At 61.0% G+C, this 18,287-nt stretch carries 17 protein-coding genes and 1 pseudogene; 8 read left to right on the top strand and 10 right to left on the bottom strand.

Annotation, left to right across the window (positions count from 1 at the left end):
• From ACPYOI_RS02445 to ACPYOI_RS02435, 3 genes are read right to left on the bottom strand one after another with little or no spacing between them, the layout of a single operon-like run.
• Positions 1 to 2,814, bottom strand: coding sequence for a DUF4159 domain-containing protein (locus ACPYOI_RS02445; RefSeq protein WP_481422510.1), 2,814 nt, complete (start codon positions 2,812 to 2,814; stop codon positions 1 to 3).
• A complete protein-coding gene (locus ACPYOI_RS02440; protein WP_168830468.1) occupies positions 2,811 to 3,731 on the bottom strand; it encodes a DUF58 domain-containing protein in 921 nt (306 codons plus the stop codon). The genes ACPYOI_RS02445 and ACPYOI_RS02440 overlap by 4 nt, the downstream gene beginning before the upstream one ends.
• 13 nt (positions 3,732 to 3,744) lie before the next feature.
• Positions 3,745 to 4,755, bottom strand: a complete 1,011-nt coding sequence (locus tag ACPYOI_RS02435; protein ID WP_481422509.1) for an AAA family ATPase — start codon at positions 4,753 to 4,755, stop codon at positions 3,745 to 3,747.
• A 161-nt stretch (positions 4,756 to 4,916) separates the two neighbouring features.
• On the opposite strand from ACPYOI_RS02435, the gene ACPYOI_RS02430 reads away from it, so the two are divergent.
• Genes ACPYOI_RS02430 through ACPYOI_RS02420 form a run of 3 tightly spaced genes read left to right on the top strand, consistent with a single transcriptional unit; the run spans position 4,917 to position 7,434 of the window.
• Positions 4,917 to 5,537, top strand: a complete 621-nt coding sequence (locus tag ACPYOI_RS02430) for a DUF1285 domain-containing protein (protein WP_481417744.1) — start codon at positions 4,917 to 4,919, stop codon at positions 5,535 to 5,537.
• Positions 5,534 to 6,184 (top strand): CoA pyrophosphatase, encoded by a 651-nt coding sequence (locus ACPYOI_RS02425; RefSeq protein ID WP_481417743.1) that lies wholly within the window; start codon positions 5,534 to 5,536, stop codon positions 6,182 to 6,184. The genes ACPYOI_RS02430 and ACPYOI_RS02425 overlap by 4 nt, the downstream gene beginning before the upstream one ends.
• Positions 6,181 to 7,434 carry a CCA tRNA nucleotidyltransferase gene (locus tag ACPYOI_RS02420; protein WP_481417742.1) on the top strand — a complete coding sequence of 418 codons (1,254 nt, stop codon included), beginning with the start codon at positions 6,181 to 6,183 and terminating at the stop codon, positions 7,432 to 7,434. The genes ACPYOI_RS02425 and ACPYOI_RS02420 overlap by 4 nt, the downstream gene beginning before the upstream one ends.
• Here the strand turns inward: ACPYOI_RS02420 and ACPYOI_RS02415 are convergent, their stop codons facing one another.
• The 3 genes from ACPYOI_RS02415 to hemF all read right to left on the bottom strand — a co-directional run bounded on the left by ACPYOI_RS02415 (position 7,435) and on the right by hemF (position 9,020).
• Positions 7,435 to 7,620, bottom strand: a complete 186-nt coding sequence (locus ACPYOI_RS02415) for a DUF1059 domain-containing protein (protein WP_168830473.1) — start codon at positions 7,618 to 7,620, stop codon at positions 7,435 to 7,437. It lies immediately after the preceding gene.
• Between the two features lie 109 nt (positions 7,621 to 7,729).
• Positions 7,730 to 8,002, bottom strand: a complete 273-nt coding sequence (locus tag ACPYOI_RS02410) for a hypothetical protein (protein ID WP_168830474.1) — start codon at positions 8,000 to 8,002, stop codon at positions 7,730 to 7,732.
• Positions 8,003 to 8,105: 103 nt separating this feature from the next.
• Positions 8,106 to 9,020 carry an oxygen-dependent coproporphyrinogen oxidase gene (hemF, locus tag ACPYOI_RS02405; RefSeq protein ID WP_481422508.1) on the bottom strand — a complete coding sequence of 305 codons (915 nt, stop codon included), beginning with the start codon at positions 9,018 to 9,020 and terminating at the stop codon, positions 8,106 to 8,108.
• A 175-nt stretch (positions 9,021 to 9,195) separates the two neighbouring features.
• Here hemF and ACPYOI_RS02400 point away from each other — a divergent pair, with 175 nt between their 5' ends.
• On the top strand, positions 9,196 to 9,456 hold the full coding sequence (locus tag ACPYOI_RS02400; RefSeq protein ID WP_168830476.1) for a hypothetical protein: 261 nt from the start codon (positions 9,196 to 9,198) through the stop codon (positions 9,454 to 9,456).
• Positions 9,457 to 9,459: 3 nt separating this feature from the next.
• On the opposite strand, the gene ACPYOI_RS02395 is transcribed toward ACPYOI_RS02400, so the two are convergent.
• From ACPYOI_RS02395 to ACPYOI_RS02385, 3 genes are all read right to left on the bottom strand, one after another.
• Positions 9,460 to 11,106 (bottom strand): Na/Pi cotransporter family protein, encoded by a 1,647-nt coding sequence (locus tag ACPYOI_RS02395; RefSeq protein WP_481417740.1) that lies wholly within the window; start codon positions 11,104 to 11,106, stop codon positions 9,460 to 9,462.
• A 206-nt stretch (positions 11,107 to 11,312) separates the two neighbouring features.
• Positions 11,313 to 11,774, bottom strand: coding sequence for a tRNA (cytidine(34)-2'-O)-methyltransferase (locus ACPYOI_RS02390; RefSeq protein ID WP_481417739.1), 462 nt, complete (start codon positions 11,772 to 11,774; stop codon positions 11,313 to 11,315).
• A 118-nt stretch (positions 11,775 to 11,892) separates the two neighbouring features.
• Positions 11,893 to 12,666, bottom strand: a complete 774-nt coding sequence (locus ACPYOI_RS02385) for an adenylate/guanylate cyclase domain-containing protein (protein WP_481417738.1) — start codon at positions 12,664 to 12,666, stop codon at positions 11,893 to 11,895.
• A gap of 384 nt (positions 12,667 to 13,050) precedes the next feature.
• Here ACPYOI_RS02385 and ACPYOI_RS02380 point away from each other — a divergent pair, with 384 nt between their 5' ends.
• Positions 13,051 to 14,907: an ABC transporter ATP-binding protein gene (locus tag ACPYOI_RS02380; RefSeq protein ID WP_481417737.1), complete on the top strand. Its 1,857-nt coding sequence runs from the start codon at positions 13,051 to 13,053 to the stop codon at positions 14,905 to 14,907.
• 66 nt (positions 14,908 to 14,973) lie between these two features.
• Here ACPYOI_RS02380 and ACPYOI_RS02375 read toward each other — a convergent pair whose 3' ends face one another.
• On the bottom strand, positions 14,974 to 15,204 hold the full coding sequence (locus tag ACPYOI_RS02375) for a CopG family ribbon-helix-helix protein (protein ID WP_168830483.1): 231 nt from the start codon (positions 15,202 to 15,204) through the stop codon (positions 14,974 to 14,976).
• A gap of 162 nt (positions 15,205 to 15,366) precedes the next feature.
• On the opposite strand from ACPYOI_RS02375, the gene ACPYOI_RS02370 reads away from it, so the two are divergent.
• From ACPYOI_RS02370 to ACPYOI_RS02360, 3 genes and pseudogenes are all read left to right on the top strand, one after another.
• Positions 15,367 to 17,256 (top strand): ABC transporter ATP-binding protein, encoded by a 1,890-nt coding sequence (locus ACPYOI_RS02370; RefSeq protein WP_481417748.1) that lies wholly within the window; start codon positions 15,367 to 15,369, stop codon positions 17,254 to 17,256.
• A 246-nt stretch (positions 17,257 to 17,502) separates the two neighbouring features.
• On the top strand, positions 17,503 to 18,081 hold the full coding sequence (gene petA, locus ACPYOI_RS02365) for a ubiquinol-cytochrome c reductase iron-sulfur subunit (RefSeq protein WP_481417736.1): 579 nt from the start codon (positions 17,503 to 17,505) through the stop codon (positions 18,079 to 18,081).
• A gap of 14 nt (positions 18,082 to 18,095) precedes the next feature.
• Positions 18,096 to 18,287: pseudogene (locus ACPYOI_RS02360) on the top strand (cytochrome b); the annotation flags it as partial.

The following is an 18,287-nucleotide window of genomic DNA, read 5'->3' as shown; positions in this document are numbered from 1 at the left end:
TCACTGTCCCAGCCGTTCGAGGAGCGCTGGGATGTGGACCTGATCGGTCTTGTAGTTGCCGGTCAGCATGTACATCATGATGTTGACGCCCGCGCGGTAAGCATATTCGCGCTGCATCTCATCCGGCGGAACGGTCGGCAGCATCGGTACGCCGTTCTCATCGACCGCCCAGGCCCCGGCAAAATCGTTGCCAGTAATGAGGATCGGTGAAACACCGTCGGCGGAGGCGGTGGATTTCGGGTCCGAAGCACGATTGTCCTGCCGTGACTCGATCCAGAGGGGACTTCCGCTATAGCGGCCCGGGAAGCTAGACAGCAGATAGAACGACTTTGTCAGGACGTGGTCGGAAGGAACCGGCTCGAGCGGTGGAATGTCTAGGTTTGCAAGGATCTGCTGCAGGCGCTCGCCGTTGGCGCTTGTGGCGCCGCCATTGTCGTCCAGCGCCGTGAATTGGTCCCGCGTGTCGAAAAGCACGGTGCCGCCAGCGCGCATATAGGCGTCGATGCGATTGATCGCAGCCGCGGATGGCATCGGCGCGGAGGCGGAAACCGGCCAATAGATGATCGGATAGAAGGAAAGCTCGTCCTTGGTGAGATCGAGGCCGACCGGCGGCGCGGGCTCCAGTGTCGTCCGGAATGTCAGGAACTCCGTCAGGCCCTCGAGACCGCGCTCGGAGATATTGTCGACATCCTGCTCGCCGGTGACGACATAGGCGAGATGTGTGTTGTCCAACCGCTGGAAAATCTGATCGTCACCGGGCTTGGAGTCATCGGCGCGACCATCGAGCGGTTGCAGGAAGAGGGCAGCGCCGATCGCGACGGCAACGAGCGCTGCAGGGCGGGCCGCCGAGCGCAGGCGCGAGAAAGCGCCGCCCATGAACATCACGATGAGGCTGTCTGCCAAGAGCAGCAGGAAGGCGATGAGGAAAAGCGCGGGCTTGGCGGACCAGGTCTCACCGCCGATCAGGCCCTGCCGGACGAGATTGGCGCCAGCCATGTCCAGCGGCTTCAGTTCGGCATTATTCGGCAATACATTCAACGCGGTAAAGCCGTCTTCTGAACCATAGAGTCCGGGCGGGTTATCGAAGCTGGAAATGGGTTCAGCCTTTGCATTCGGGATGAGCGGGCGGGCGGTGCCCGTCTCCGTCGTCAGCACGCCCTTTGCCGTCAGCAGCCGGAAGGGCGGCAGCGCTTCGGCAGTCGACGCCGCGCCGGCTTCGGAGGTCACACCGCCGGAGCGGGAGAGCTGGACAATACGCCTGAGCATCTCGACGAAATTACCGGAAATCGGGAGGTTGGACCAGGTCGCCTCGGCGCTGACATGGAAGAGCACGATACGACCGGCGTTGATCGGCTTGGTCGTCACCAGCGGGGTGCCGTCAGCAAGGCTTGCCCAGGTACGCTCGGCAAGATCGGGCGTCGGCTCGGCGAGAACCTGGCGCTTGACGGTGACATCCGTCGGCTTGGCCATACCGGCGAAGGGACCGAAATTGGGAAAGTCCGCAAGCGGCTGTGGTTCGGCCCAGGAAAGCGAACCGCCAAGCGCGCGCTCGCCCTGCCGCAGCGTCACGGGCACAAGCGGATCGTCAGCCGGGGCGGCGGCCAGGCGCGGGCCTGCGAAGCGGATCAGCGTGCCGCCATTGGCAATCCAGCGCTGCAGCGGCTCATAGGTTTCCTGCGGCAGGCGGCCGATATCCGCCATGATGATGACCGAGGGATTCTGCGACAGCAGGTCAGGAATGGCGGTCGCGAGATCGGGCGTATTCGGCTGGATCAAATCGGCATAAGGCTGCAAGGCGCGCTGAATGTAATATAGCGGGGAGAGAAGCGGCTGGAAGTCATCGCCCGCTTCGCCTGAAAGCAGGACGACGCGGCGGCGCTTGAAGCCGTCGTCGAGAAGCTGCACTGCGCCTGCCGTCGCGTGGGCGTCGATACTGACGCGGGCGAAATCATTGCGCATCTCGAAGGGGGCGGCAATCGAGCCGGTGGCGACCGATTGCCCAGGCTGGAAGTCGACAGTGCCGGCGGCAATCGGGCGGCCCTGCGCATCTTGCGCCGTCAGGGGCAGAGAGGCGGCACCAGTGCTGTCCAGGCGTGTTGCGGTCACGGTCATCGCGTCCGCGGCATTCGTGGCGCCGGTAATGGCAATTGTCTGCGTCGCGTCGCCTTCCACGAGCCGGAACTCGGCCGGCTGCAGGTCGGCCAGTTGACGGACGGTCGCATCATTTTCCTTTGCCGCTGCTCCATCGGAAAGAAATGCGAGGGTGCCTGGTTTCGTTCCATTCAGCGCTACCCGCAAAGCTTCGAAGGCACGCCCGCGATCGGGAACAAGCGGCCGCGGCTCTGCGGCGCGAAGCTTGTCGCGGGCAGCCGTCGCGGTCCCGGGCACCGCATTGTTGGTCGGATCGGCGGTAAACGCGACCGCAACCGGGATACCTGCGGACTCGGCCTCGTCGATCAGCGCCTCGGCGGTCTGGACGCGGCGTGCCCAATCGGGTGCCGTGGCCCAGCTGTTATCGACGAAGAGCACCAACGGGCCGCCGCCGGCGAGCGAAGTGGCGCGGGGATTGAAGACCGGGTCGGCGATGGCGAGGATCACGGCGGCGGCAAGAAGCATGCGCAGCAGCGTCAGCCACCAGGGGCTTTGGGCCGGCGTCTCCTCGCGCTTCAGCACGGTCGCCAGGATTCTCAGCGGCGGAAAATACTCCGATTTCGGTCGTGGCGGCGTGAGCCTGAGCAGCCACCAGATGATCGGCAGCGCCACGAGTGCGCCAAGAATTGCTGGATAGGCGAATGCGAAGGGAAGTCCGCTCACAGCTGCCCTCCGTGCGTCGCCTTGGCCGGCATGCCGGAGAGATACATATGAACCGCAACCAGCGCTTCGGATGCCAGATGGTCGGTGCGGTGAGTGACGAATGTCCAGCCGAGATGGCGGAGTGATTGGCCGAGGCCGTCGCGGCGCGCGAGATAAGCGCGGCTATAGGCTTCGCGGATGTGTTCCGCGCGGCCGGACACCAATCTTGAGCCGGTTTCCGGATCTTTGAATTCGGTGCGTCCGGTATAGGGGAAGAGCTCCTCGGCAGGATCGGCGATCTCGACCACATGGCCGCGAAGACCACGCCGGGCAAGCGGGCCGAGGCGTGCCATGATCGTCGGCGCGTCGTCGAGGAAATCGCCGATCAGAACGAGATCGCTCGAGCCGCGGATCATGCCGATTTCCGGCAGGCCGCCGGCCAAGGGGGCGTGCATCAGCGCAGTCGCGAGCCGCTCGGCGGCATTGCGGGCGGAGATAGGCTCCATCACGCCAGGGCAGCCGATGCGCTCGCCGGAGCGGGCCAGGATTTCAGCAAGAGCCAGCATGATAACGAGCGCGCGGCTCTCCTTCGAGACGCTGCCGAAGGTCGACTGGTACATCATCGACGGCGACATGTCGGCCCAGAGCCAAATGGTGTGAGCGGCTTCCCATTCGCGTTCGCGAACATAGGTGTGATCGTCGCGGGCTGAGCGGCGCCAGTCGATGCGCGACAGGCTTTCACCTTCGGTATAGGGGCGGAACTGCCAAAAATTCTCGCCTATGCCGCGCTTGCGGCGGCCATGCCAGCCGGCGATCACGGTGTTGGCGATGCGCTTGGCTTCGACCAGGCAATCCGGCACCAGAGAGGCCCGTTGTCTTGCACGGGCAAGGGCATCGCTGCCTGGTGTCGGATTGACGATCTGTCCGATTACTGCCACGCGTCCGGCTTCCTTATCCCTTGGCCTGCTTGACCAATCCGGCGATGACGTCGCGGACGGACATGCCTTCGGCACGGGCGACGAAGGTGAGCGCCATTCGGTGTTCGAGAACGGGTTCGGCAAGCGCGTAGATATCATCGATCGACGGCGCGAGACGGCCCTCGTAGAGCGCCCGGGCGCGGGCGCAGAGCATCATCGACTGGCCGGCGCGCGGGCCGGGGCCCCAGGCGACATGCTTGTCGGTCGTGGCGTTGCCCTGGCCGGGGCGGGCGGAACGCACCAGATCGAGGATTGCGTCGACGACCTTGTCGCTCACCGGCATCTGGCGAATGAGCTTCTGGATCTCCATCAGCCGCCCGGCGTTGAGCACGGCTTTCGGCTTTGTTTCGCTGAGGCCTGTCGTTTCGAGGAGGATCTGGCGCTCGGCCGCGAGTTCCGGATAGTGCACGTCCACCTGCAGAAGGAAACGGTCAAGCTGCGCTTCCGGTAGCGGATAGGTGCCTTCCTGCTCAAGCGGGTTCTGCGTGGCGAGAACGTGGAAGGGCGCCGGCAGGTCGTATCGCTGGCCGGCGATGGTGACATGGTATTCCTGCATGGATTGCAACAGCGCCGACTGCGTACGCGGCGAGGCGCGGTTGATTTCGTCCGCCATGAGCAACTGTGCGAAGACCGGGCCCTTGACGAAACGGAAGGAACGGCGGCCGCTGTCATCCTGATCCATGACTTCGGAGCCGAGGATGTCCGAGGGCATCAGGTCCGGAGTGAACTGGATGCGGTTCGCGCCAAGGCCGAGCACTTCGCCAAGCGTCGTCACCAGCTTGGTCTTTGCAAGCCCAGGGACACCCACCAGAAGCGCATGGCCGCCGGAAAGAACGGCGAGCAACGTATTTTCAACGACGCTTTCCTGGCCGAAGATCACCTTGGAGATTTCTTCGCGGATAAGGGCGATATCGGCAAGCGCCCTTTCCGCGGCGGCGATGATTGCCTTTTCATCGAGGCTGTCTTCGGTCTGCATCATACCCATTAGGCATCTCCAACGGCTGGATCATTCGTCGCGAATCGGCTGATTTTACGCCAGTTGTTCATACCCGATAGAGTTATGAAGATGTTACGGGCTGACAAGTTCGCTTCAAATGACTATCTCGTGACTGATCCTTCTCGTTAAAAGCAAACCGGGACAGAACGATGGCAGCGCAAGAGATCAGGGCGAGCGAAGATGCCGCAGGGCTGGCCGCGCTGATTTCGCGCGCCGCTGGCGAAACGGGCGGGAAGCGGGGGCTTCCACCCGTCGAGAAGTGGAATCCGCCCTTTTGCGGCGATATCGACATGGAAATCCGCGCCGACGGCACCTGGTTCTATATGGGCACGCCAATCGGCCGCGCGCCCTTGGTGCGCCTGTTCTCGACCGTTTTGCGCAAGGATGACGACGGCAAGACCTATCTCGTGACGCCTGTCGAAAAAGTCGGAATCAGCGTCGTCGATGCACCATTCGTCGCCGTCGAGATGAGCGTCTCCGATCGCGGCGGCGATCAGATGCTGACATTCCGCACCAATACCGGCGATGTCGTAGAAGCCGGAAAGGAGCATTCGCTGCGCTTCGTGATCCATGGCGAGAACAGCGAACTTAAGCCGTATTTGCATGTCCGCGGGCGCCTCGAGGCTTTGGTGTCGCGTGCGGTCATGTACGAACTTGTGGAGACCGGAGAAGTCAGCATCATCGAGGGCAGGGACATGTTCTGCGTCCGGTCCGGCGGCTGCATCTTTCCCGTCATGCCGGCCGACGAACTGGATGCGCTTTCCCGATGAGCGATGCACTGACCAAACGCTATCCACGCTATTCCGCTGCCGAATTTCGCCGCCGGGCGCTCAATCAGACCGGCGGTCCGGTTGATCACTCCTGGCGGGATCACGGCGATCACATCCTCAACCCGGATATCGTGGCGATGGTGGAGAACTTGCATCTTCGCGATGCTGCGGTGCTGGTGCCGGTTGTCGACACCGGCGATGACGCGCGCGTGATTTTCACCAAGCGCACGGCAAACCTGCGCAAGCATTCCGGGCAGATCTCTTTCCCCGGCGGGGCAATTGATCCGACCGACGTTTCACCGGAAATGGCTGCGATCCGCGAGACGCAGGAAGAGATCGGGATTGCGGGCGCGTTCGTCGAGACGGTCGGGCGCCTGCCGCATTATCTTGCCGCGACCGGGTTTCGCATTACCCCTGTGCTCGCCGTGGTGAAGCCCGGCTTCGAGCTCCAGCTTAACCCGCGGGAAGTCGACGACGTCTTTGAGGTGCCGCTTTCGTTTCTGATGAACCCGGACAATCACACACGCGACCGACGCGAGGTCGAAGGCATCGACCGGCATTTTTACCGTATGCCCTATGAAGGCTGGATGATCTGGGGCATCACCGCGGGCATCGTCCGCACACTTTATGAGAGGCTTTATGAATGACCAGCCTTGCTGATCAAGCATGGTTCGAGGATCCCCGCCTTCAACGCGTCTTTGCATTGCTGAACGCAGACGGCGGGGAAGGGCGCGTCGTCGGCGGGGCGGTGCGTAACAGCCTGATGGGGCTGCCGGTCAGCGATATCGACATCGCGACGACGCTGACGCCGGATGCGGTGATCGAACGGGCGAAGGAGGACGGTGTCAAAGCAGTCCCGACCGGCATTGCGCATGGCACGGTGACGCTGGTGATCGAGGGAAAACCATTCGAAGTGACGACGCTGCGCACCGACGTCGAGACCGACGGGCGTCGCGCGAAGGTTGCCTTCAGCACGGACTGGCAAGCGGATGCCGAACGGCGCGATTTGACGATCAACGCGCTCTACATGAATTCCGAAGGTAAGGTCGTCGATCTCGTCGGCGGGCTTGCGGATGTCGAGAAGCGCAATATCCGGTTCATCGGTCATGCAGCGACGCGCATCGCCGAAGATTACCTGCGCATCCTGCGCTTCTTCCGGTTCTTTGCCTATTACGGCTCGGGCCGGCCGGATGCGGAGGGCCTGAAAGCCTGTGCAGCGGCGCGCTCGAAGCTCAGTACGCTTTCGTCCGAACGCGTCTGGTCGGAGCTTCGCAAGCTGCTTTCCGCCGAAGATCCCGGCAGGGCGCTGCTCTGGATGCGACAGGTCGCGGTGCTCAATGAAGTCCTGCCGGAAACGGAGAAATGGGGCATCGACGCCATCCCCGCTCTCGTTTCGACCGAAAAGGCCCTTGGCTGGTTACTGGATCCGCTCTTGCGGCTCGCCTCGATCGTTCCGCCGGATGCCGAGCGGCTCGAGAAGATGGCGGCACGCCTGAAACTCTCAAATGCCGAAGCGGCCTATTTCAGAGCCTGGGCGGCGGCTCCGGCCGTCAATGACGAAATATCGGCCGCAGCCTTCGACCGGCTGCTCTACCGCAACGGTGCTGAAGGTATCGTGACGCGTCTGAAGCTCGCTCTGGCTGTTGCTCGCGGCAAGGCGGAGGGTGACATGAATGAGATGAGCCGGTCGGCAAGGCTCGGTAAGCTCCTGGATCATGCTCTGGCGTGGAAGAAGCCGCAGTTCCCGATCGGCGGCGGCGATGTCATTTCCAAAGGCATTCCGGCGGGGCCGCGCGTCGGCGAGGCACTGGCGAAGCTTGAGAACCAATGGGTGGAAGAGAATTTTGCCGCGGACCGGGCGACCCTGCTCGCCCGGCTGAAGGACCTTCCGAGGTGATCAGGCGGCAGTCGCTTCGTCGCGGATGCGGGCCTTGATGTTGTCGACCATGTTTTCGCGAATGGTTGTTTCACCATGGGCGGTTTTCATATGCTCGATCGCGCGGCGGACGATTTCGGCGTCTTCGTTGGCGCGTGTGTGCCAAGAACAGCCCGGAACAAGCGTACCACATTCGAAAAGTCGCATTGTCTACTCCTTTGTCCGGAAGATGACAGAATGATAGCGCTGTCTTCAATGTACGAAACCGGGAGAAAGTTCCAGCCGACGACGTGCGCCGGCCGGTAACACATACGGATTACTCCGGCATGGCCCAGGCGCGATAGCAGTCGGATGACTCATACGGTGCATTTGACGCTGCACTTTCGCGCATCTTTTCTTGCAATTCTTCAAGTGATTTTCCGGCAGCGAGCTGGAGTCTCACCTGTTCGATGAAGCAGCATAGGGGCAGATCAGAGCCGCTTTTTGCCCTCATTTCTTCGGCAATACGGCTCAGGAAGTCCGGCATTTCGATTGCTCGTGCTGACTCCCGAACATCCGCAGATGCTGGTGAGCCGCTTTGTATCGTCATGACAACCCTCCTCCGATTGTTACGCAACACACTCCTAATTTAACACTCGTTCACGCTTCTTGAAGGCCTTGAAATGTATTTTTACCTGTACACTAGCGTACAGTCACGGCCACCGGACAACTGGGGGCATCGAAGACAGGATGGATTCGATGTTGCCGCCGGTCTTCAGTCCGAAGATTGTACCGCGATCATAGAGCAAATTGAACTCAACATAGCGGCCACGCCTGATCAACTGTTCGTCACGATCGGCTTCGCTCCACTCCTTGTTGAAGTTTAGGCGAACGATTTTGGGATAGACCATGGCGAAGGCGCGGCCGACATCGCGCGTGAAAGCGAAATCGGCATCCCACCCGCCGGCCTCGGGGCTGGAATGCAGCCAGTCGTAGAAGATGCCGCCGACGCCGCGCGGCTCGTTGCGGTGTTTCAGGAAGAAATACTCGTCGCACCACTTCTTGTAGACGTCGTAATCTGCGACGGCCAAGTGGCTGCGGCAGGCAATTTCCATTGCCTTGTGGAAGAGCCGGGTATCGTCGTCATCCTGCGTGCGGCGGTTTTCGAGAACGGGCGTCAGGTCCGCACCGCCTCCGAACCAGCGGCTGGAGGTAACGACCATGCGGGTATTCATGTGTACGGCTGGCACGTTGGGGTTCACCGGATGGGCGATCAGCGAAATCCCCGAGGCCCAGAAGCGCGGGTCTTCGCTGGCGCCCGGCATCTGGGCGCGCAGATCCGGCGCGAATTCGCCGTAAACGGTCGAGGTATGAACGCCAACCTTCTCGAAAACGCGGCCATGCATCATCGACATCCGACCACCGCCGCCAGCGCCATTTTCGCGCGACCATTCCTTGCCGACGAAACGGCCCGGTTCCTGGTCTGAGAGAGGGCCGGTCAGCTCGTCTTCCAGCTCCTCGAAGGAGGCGCAGATGGTGTCGCGCAATCCTTCGAACCATGTGCGAGCGGCAGTCTTCTTTTCTTCGATATCGTCCGGCAGGCCGATCGGCAGTTCTGGTCGTTCCATCATTACCCCCGCGTTCGCTAGTATGGCGTAGCGACTCGATCACGTCTGATCATGAACTCGTGGTAACAGCTGCACCGGCGTCCCGCCAGCAGGCGGAAGGACGCAGTCGAGGCGGGGAAGATTCGACTCGCAAATTAGTACTTTCAATACTACCTTCGGGCTGGAGGTAGCTTTCATGGCTAAAATCCCGGGACCTCCGTCGTTTGACGGCTTGAAGCGCAGGATCGAACGGCATCGTGCGGAAGGCTCTGCCCGGAAGGGCGATCACTTCGTGCGCGAGACATATCGGCTTGGTTTGCTCGATGCGCGGGCAAAGGCTCGCGAATGGTTTGCCGAATACCCGAAGGCGGCCTACTGGACCGAGGTCGAAAGCTGGCGGCAGCTGGACAACGACCAGATCGAATTCACGATGCGCCGATTGCCTTCCGCCGACTGATCGTCATTCCGCCGGCGTACGCAGACGGCTTTCGATCAGCAGCCCGCTTTCGTCGAGAATGGGGTGAGCGACCGAGATGATATGGGCGTTGATACGCTTCAGGTCGCGCAGCATGTCGAGATGCAGGGAGCTCGTCTGCAGGCTGTCGGCATGGCCTTCGCGCAGCCTTTCGAGGTGTCGTTCGGCAGATTGCTTCTCCATCCTGCGCACCTCGACCTTCACTTCCATCATCTGCTTGGCGAGATTGAAATCGCGCGTCACGAAGATCGTTTGCGCGATCCGCAAGTTGTCGATCGTCAGGTGGAAGAGTTTCTTCAGTTCCCGATACCCATCTTCGGAGAATCTGAGGCCGAGTGAAGCCTTTTTGGTGATTTGCGGCAGCAGGCCTTTTTCGATGATGTCGCCGATATGTTCGAGGTTGATCGCGTAGTCGATGATAACGATCGAGTGGCGGGCATTCTCTTCGCTCAACCCTTCGCGACCGAGCTTCGAAAGGTAGATCTTTACCTCCTGCTGCAGGCTGTCAACGCGCTTTTCGAGCCCGGGAAGCTCCTTGAGCTTTGTCAGATCGTTCTGCTCGAAGGCCTCGGAAGCGCGCATCAGCATGCGTTCAATGAGGTCACCGACGCCGAGCACTTCGCGGGTCGCGCTGGCGAGCGCCACCACGGGCGCCGATAGCTCGTGCTCGTCAAGATATTTGGGTGCGTTGTCGGTCTGCGCTTCTTCCGGAACTAGATACAGCATCAGCCGCGACAGCAACCGCGAGAAGGGCCATGCGAGGGCGGCAAGCACGAGGTTGAAGCCGAGATGAGCATCGACCGGCAGCTTGGCTGGGTCAAGCGGCAGCATTTCCAATAGTTCACCGGCGTAACCGGCAAGTGGAAGCGCTATCACGCAGCCGGCGGCGCGGATGATCAAGTTGCCAAGCGTGACCCGCTTGGCGGAAGCGGGCCCGGAAAGCGACGCGACGACCGGCGGAATTGCGCCGCCAAGATTGGCACCCAAAACCAGGACGATGACGAGGCCGGCCGAGAGGATGCCGGTCGATGTCAGAGAGAGGATCAACACGACGGCGGCGAGACTCGATGAGGAGATGAAAGCAATGCCGGCTGAGAAGGCGAGCGCTACCGGCCAGGCATTGTCGAGCAGGCCGATGAAAGCCGCGAGTGCTGGAGATTGGCGCATGGGTTCAGTCGCGCCGCTCAGGAGATGCAGCGACAACAGCATCAAGCCGATTCCGATCAGGGCGGTGCCGCCGCCCTGCCGGTTAGTCGAGCCGCTGCGATAGAGCACGATGCCTGCGAGGATGACGAGCGGGGATAGCCACTCGATGCCGGTAGCGACAATCCAGGCAGTCACCGCCGTGCCGACATTGGCGCCGAGCAATACGATCTGCGCCATGCGCGGCTTCACCAGTTCGCGCTCGACGAACGAGGCGACCATCAGCGCCGTAGCCGTCGAACTCTGCAATGCTACCGTAGCGACAAAGCCTGAAACGAAGGAGCGCAATCCGCTGCGCGTACCGGTCGCCAGACCCGTCCTGAGCCGCGCTCCGAAAGCCCGCGAAACGCCGTCCTTCACCTGCGCGAGGCCGAACAGCAGCAGCGCCACTGCGCCGAACAGGTTTATCATGACGATTGTGGATTCCATTCTAGGCGGTCTTTTTCTTCTCGTTCGCGGCCGGTGCAAAGCTGTGCAATCTGAGTTTCAGCACATTGCCATTTCGAGGAAATTCCGGCCTGGATGCTGATTTTTGATTGTCCGGCTAAGGATAATACGCCTGTTCTGCGATATCACAATGCCGTTTGTGACGTATCGCAACGACACTTCTACATGTGTCTCGAGAAGGGCGAAAATCAACTCCAGGCAGTCTGCCGCATGGCTTCGCCGACGATCATCGCGGCGGAAACCGCAACGTTGATCGAGCGTTGCCCCTCGACCATCGGGATCAGGACCCGGGCATCGGCTTTGTCGTGAACGTGATCCGGAACGCCTGCGCTTTCGCGGCCGAAAAGCAGGATATCGGTCGGCCGGAACGCGAAGTCGGTATATCGGTCCGTTGCCTTGGTCGAAGCGAGAACGATGCGGCGGCCGGTGGAAGCGCGCCATTCGTCGAAACGGTCCCAGCTGACATGGCGGGTCAGCGCGGCCGCTACGATGTAATCCATGCCGGCACGCTTCAGATTGCGATCGGAAATATCGAAGCCTGCCGGCTCGATGATGTCGACAGCGATCCCGAGGCAGGCCGCAAGCCGCAGGATTGTACCGGTATTGCCGGGGATATCAGGTTGATAAAGAGCCAGTCTGAGATCAATCATCCGGTGCACCGCCTACTGCTTTGCCGAGGAGCCGTAGTGTAACTATGGTCCCGACGCAACTGGGGCGCCAATTACGCACATCCGGTTCCCCTGGAAGAAAGCCGGAGGACGCAGCAGCTCAGCTCTTGACCAGCACCCGCGCCTGCACCTGTTGTTCTATGCCCTTGAGCACGAGCAGGCGCTCTTCCGCTGCGCCCGCGAGGTCCGGGGCGTGGGTAGCCGTCTCTGATGACAGGAGAATCTCGCCGGCGGCGGCCTGAGATTCCAGCCGCGCAGCCAGATTGACCACACCGCCGATCGCCGTGAAATCGCTGCGAAAGCTTGAAAACTCGCCGATCTGGACATCGCCGGTATGGATGCCGACACCGACGCCGAGTCTGCGGCCTGCCAGTCCGTCGAGGTCCGGATTGAGACAGTTCAGAGCTGCTGCACAGGATCGCTGTATGTCGAGCGCTGCCATGATCGCCGCGCCGGCGTGATCCTTTCTGACGATCGGAAAATTGAAGATCGCCATCAGGCCATCGCCCATCTGTTTGTTGACGATGCCGTCGTGTGCCCAGACCGCCTGTGCGCAGCGATCCTGAAAGAGGCTGACGATCTCGCTCAGTTTGACCGCTTCGATGCGCTCCGACAGGTCCGTAAACCCCCTGATGTCAGCAAACAGGATGGTTGCATTGGCGGTGATCTGACGCTGCTTCTTGACGTATTGAAAGGACCGTTCGCAGATCGTGCAGATATCGGGATTCATTTTGCTGCGAGTGATGCCGAATGCGCGGAAGGGCAGGGCGAGCGGGCCACGGATCGGGATGGGCACGCGCATCTGATCCCAGCAACCCCGGCAGATGCTGGCGTTGCTCTGATTGGCCGGCACAGGCGGAGACGCAGTTGTCATGTTCCGCAAGTTCTTCTGGCTGATAAGACCTATGGCTGCATAGCGACGAGCTTCTGATATTCTTTTGCTCTTGGCAACTGGCCGAATTGTTCCGGTTCGGCCAATTCCGGACTGGAAATTTCGATGGTTTCGCGTTATGAGTGCGCATCTTCAATCGCTAGCAGGGAGGCCAAGATGAACAATTTGCCACGTGTGCGCCTTCCGGCCGTGATGACCGGCGTCGCGATTCCGCGCCTCTAGTGCGCATATCTTCCTGAAATTCCACTTTTTTGATCCATTGCGCGGCCGTTGCGGCCTCGCCCCTTGAACGTCCGGTTCCCATATGTGCCCAAGCGTTGTTTGCGCAGGCCGGGAGGCGGAACGGTGAAGTTCCGGAGCATTTTCATGTTCAGCTGGTTTGAACAGCGATTGAATCCCTTTCCGAGCGAGGAGCCTAGTGTTCCTCCGAAAGGCCTCTTTGCCTTCTGCTGGCATTACACGAAGCCGGCGGCACCGTGGCTTGCAGCCATGGCGGTGCTGACTGCATTGATTGCAATCGGCGAGGTGATGCTCTTCCAGTTCCTCGGCGATATCGTCGACTGGCTGTCGCATGCCGACAAGGCGACATTCCTGCAGACAGAATGGCCGAGGCTCGCCTTGATGGCGGCTTTGATCCTGATCGGCCTGCCATTGGCGGCGGGGCTGGATTCCCTGATCATGCATCAGGTCCTGCTCGGCAACTATCCGATGATAGCGCGCTGGCAGATGCACCGCTTCCTGCTGCGCCACAGCATGACCTTCTTCGCCAACGAGTTCGCCGGACGCGTTGCGACCAAGGTGATGCAAACGTCGCTGGCCGTCCGCGAAACGACGATGAAGATCCTCGATGTCTTCGTCTATGTCGTCACCTACTTCCTGACGATGATCATCGTGATCGCGGCGGCCGATTGGCGGCTGATGATCCCGATCCTGATCTGGCTCGGTGCCTATGTCGGCATCGTCTCCTATTTCGTGCCGCGGCTCCGCAAGATCGCCGCACAGCAGGCGGACGCGCGCTCGATGATGACGGGGCGCGTGGTCGACAGCTATACGAACATTGCGACCGTCAAGCTCTTCTCGCATGCCGGGAGGGAAGAGGGCTATGCCAAGGCGGGCATGGGCGAATTCCTTGAGACGGTGCACCAGCAGATGCGTCGCGTCACGCTGTTCCACATGTCCGTCTATATAAACAACTGCGTGGCGCTCTTCGTTGTCTCAGGCCTGTCGATCTGGTTTTGGCTGAATGGTCAGATCTCTGTCGGTGCAATCGCCATCGCGATCGGCCTTGCGATGCGGGTCAACGGCATGTCGCAGTGGATCATGTGGGAGGTATCGGCACTCTTCGAGAACATCGGCACCGTTTATGACGGCATGGAGATGATGACGAAGAACCACGACATCACCGACAAGCCGGGTGCGCCGCAGATGGAGGCGAAGAAAGGTGCAATCCACTACGAGCGCATCCGCTTCCATTACGGCAAGGGCAACGGCGTCGTCGACAACCTGTCACTGGACATCAAGGCGGGCGAGAAGGTCGGTCTCGTCGGCCGCTCCGGTGCCGGCAAGACGACGTTGATGAACCTGCTGTTGCGCTTTTACGATCTGGAAGCGGGCCGCATCACCATCGACGGGCAGGATATTGCGGCGGTGTCGCAGGAAAGCCTCCGTTCGCTGATCGGCGTGGTGACGCAAGATACGTCTCTGCTGCATCGCTCGATCCGCGAAAACATCGCGTACGGTCGTCCGGACGCGACGGATGCGGAGGTGATCGAAGCGGCAAAGCGGGCGAATGCCTGGGAGTTCGTCGAAGGACTTGTCGACATGCAGGGACGCAAGGGGCTCGATGCTCAGGTCGGCGAACGGGGCGTCAAGCTCTCCGGCGGCCAGCGCCAGCGCATTGCGATTGCCCGCGTCTTCCTGAAGGACGCACCGATCCTGGTGCTCGACGAGGCGACATCGGCGCTCGATTCGGAAGTGGAAGCGGCGATCCAGGAAAACCTGTTTGCGCTGATGGAAGGCAAGACGGTGATCGCGATCGCCCATCGCCTTTCAACGCTGACCGAGATGGACCGGCTGATCGTGCTCGATAAGGGCCGGATCATCGAGACAGGCTCGCATGGCGATCTCGTCGGGCAGGGCGGCATTTATGCCGACCTCTGGAGCCGCCAATCCGGCGGCTTCCTAGCCGATCACTCGGAAGAAGCCGAGCAAGCGGCGGAGTAACAAATGAAAGGTCCTCCCAGCAAATCCGGGAGGACCTTTCGTTTCAAAATATTATTCAACGCCTGCTCACAGGCTATCGGCCCAGTCTCTAACCCTGTGGCGCTCCACCAGGACGAGGGCGCCTGCCCCTGCCATGGCACGGAGGGCTGTCAGGCGGCGCTCTTCCTCGCGGTCGAGCCATGCGGCGATCGCCTCACTGACAATGAAGTCGCGCGAGATACCAAGTTGTGCAGCGGTTTCGTCGAGCCTGCCCGCGAGCGGAAGCGGAATATGCGCTGCAAGCATCTTCGTTTCCATAGGGTATTTCTCCGTTAAGCGGCGATTGTACTCCGAGATTGGCACGAGGTCAGCGACATTCAACGCTAATGCCGTCGATGTTACCGAAAATTACCAAAATATAAGGTTGTATCTGCCTTGCATTCCCTTTGCCGTAGGGCCGTTTCAGCCTATATCGCAACGATGTTTCTGCGCCCGATACTCAATCTGTTTGAGAACTGGATCAACCCGTTCCGACCGCGCGACAATATTCAGCCGCCGCGTGCGACGGCCGGCTTCATCTGGTTCTACATCGGCCAGGCCAAATGGCCCTTCGTTGCGATGCTTATTCTCGGCGGCATGTCGGCGGCGATCGAGGCTGCATTGTTCTGGTTTGTCGGACGGCTGGTGGACATCCTGGGAACCGTCAAACCGGGCGTCGGCTGGAGCGAACTGCTTGCTGCACATGGCGCCGAGCTCTTCGGCATGCTGGGGCTGATCGGCCTCGTTCGCTTCGTTGTCGCCTTCCTGATCGCGCTGGTCGATCAGCAGGTGATCACGCCGGGCTTTTACAATCTCGCGCGATGGCAGTCGTATCTGCATGTGTCGCGACAATCGCTGCATTTCTTTCAGAGCGATTTTTCCGGTCGGATCGTGACCAAGGTCTGGTCGGCCGGTCAGGCAGTGGGCGACCTCGTGACCTCGCTCATGGAGAGCGTCTGGTTCGTCGGCATTTACGCAGCAACGACGCTGGTGCTCGTCGCGCGGCTGGACTTTTCGCTTGCGCTGGTTGTTCTTCTGTGGCTTTGCGCCTTTGGCGTGCTTGCCCGCTATTTCGTGCCGCGCATCCGTTATCACTCCCGCGAGACCGCTGAAGCCGCCTCCATGCTGAACGGTCGCATGGTCGATTCCTACAGTAATATCCAGACGCTGAAGCTCTTCGCTCGCCACGAAGAGAGCGACCGGTACATGCGTCAGGGCTTCGATATCTATCAGGAGACGGTGCTGCGCTTCACCCGGTTCATCACCGGCGTGCGCGCCTCGATGGCGCTGCTCTCCGGCCTGATGATCGTGACGATGACCGGATTGAGCGTCGATCTCTGGCTGCGCGGGTTGATCAGTTCCGGGGCCGTGGCCTTTTCGCTGGCGCTTGTTCTGCGTCTCAACTTCCTCCTCGGGCGCTTGATGACACAGTTCAACGGCATCATGCGCAATCTGGGCACCATCCAGAACGCTGCCGAAATGATTTCGCAGCCGCTTGGCCTCGTCGACCGGCCGGATGCCGCCGATCTCGTCATCAAGGAGCCCGGTATCCGCTTCGAAAACGTGACTTTCCACTACGGCCGCGGCAAGGGCGTCATCGAGAATTTCTCCCTGACGGTAGCGCCGGGCGAAAAGGTCGGGATCGTCGGACGCTCCGGCGCGGGCAAGTCGACGCTGGTCAATCTCTTGCTGCGTCTCTACGACCTGGAAGGCGGGCGCATTCTGATCGATGGCCAGGACATCGCCAAGGTCAAGCAGGAGTCGCTGCGCACGCAGATCGGCGTCGTCAGCCAGGATACGTCGCTGCTGCACCGCTCGGTGAGGGACAATATCCTTTTCGGCAGGCCCGACGCGAGCGAAGAACGGTTGATTGACGCTGCGCGACGGGCCGAAGCGCTCGAATTCATCGAACGGCTGCAGGATCAGCAGGGACGCAAGGCTTTCGAGGCGCATGTCGGCGAGCGCGGTGTGAAGCTTTCCGGCGGGCAGCGGCAGCGCATCGCCATTGCGCGCGTCATGCTGAAGAATGCACCGATTCTGGTGCTCGACGAGGCGACCTCGGCACTCGATTCGGAAGTGGAAGAGGCGATCCAGTCCAATCTCAGCCGGATCATGGAGGGCAAGACCGTGCTCGCCATCGCGCATCGCCTTTCCACCATTGCGGCGCTCGATCGGCTGATCGTCGTCGATGAAGGCCGAATCATCGAGGAAGGTTCACATGATGCCTTGGTGGAAAGAGGCGGGCTTTATGCCGAGCTTTGGGCCCGCCAGTCGGGCGGTTTCCTCGGAGCCGGCGAGGATATGGGGGCGCGCGAGGCACGCGCGATATAGGAAGACGCCTCCGCAATGACGCCTCGATCCAAGGACGCTAGCGGGGCTGCCTTAAAAAATTCATCTAAGATTACGGCGACATTGAGTCTCATCCCCTTGTGAAGGCTGGACATAATTTGCGTTCACGCTTAGAACGCGCGGTGAGGGGTGGAGAATCTATGGCCGAACTGCGTCAATTGCGATTCGCCGCCGCCCAAAGGGGGCAGGGCGGAATTCCGCCAAAATTGCGCAGAGGATGGTTAAGACGTGAGCGAGTACGAAACGACTAGCGAGGCTTCAAGCGAGCCCACGCGCCGTGATTTCCTTTATCTCACCACTGGTATGGCAGGCGCTGTCGGCGCCGCCGCGGTCGCATGGCCGTTCATCGACCAGATGCGGCCGGATGCCTCCACACTGGCCCTTGCCTCCATCGAAGTCGACGTCGCGAGCCTCGAGCCCGGCATGTCGCTGACCGCCAAGTGGCGCGGGAAGCCGATTTTCATCCGCAACCGCACTCCCGAGGAAGTGAAGGCCGCCGCCGACGTTCCGATGGCGGACCTTAAGGACCCGGTTGCTCGTAATGCGAACCTGCCTGCCGACGCCCAGGCTACGGGCGTCGACCGTTCGGGCGGCCAGGGCAAGGAAAACTGGATCGTCATGATCGGCACCTGCACGCATCTCGGCTGCGTTCCGCTTGGTCAGGCCGGCGAATACAATGGCTGGTTCTGTCCCTGCCATGGTTCGGTCTATGACACCGCCGGCCGTATCCGTAAGGGTCCGGCGCCGCAGAACCTGGCGATTCCGACGTTTGCATTCGTGTCCGACACTAAAATTAAGATCGGTTGAGGGGAGACTGATACATGAGTGGCCATTCCAGCTACGAGCCATCAACCGGCCTGGAAAAGTGGATCGATGCGCGCCTTCCGCTGCCGCGCATGGTTTACGACAGCTTCGTTGCATATCCGGTGCCGCGCAACCTGAACTATGCCTACACCTTCGGTGCGGCGCTCTCCGTCATGCTGCTCGTTCAGATATTGAGCGGCGTGGTACTC

It is taken from the genome of Rhizobium sp. SVR5-2C (assembly GCF_056755115.1).
This window is presented reverse-complemented; position numbering and strand designations above follow the sequence as displayed.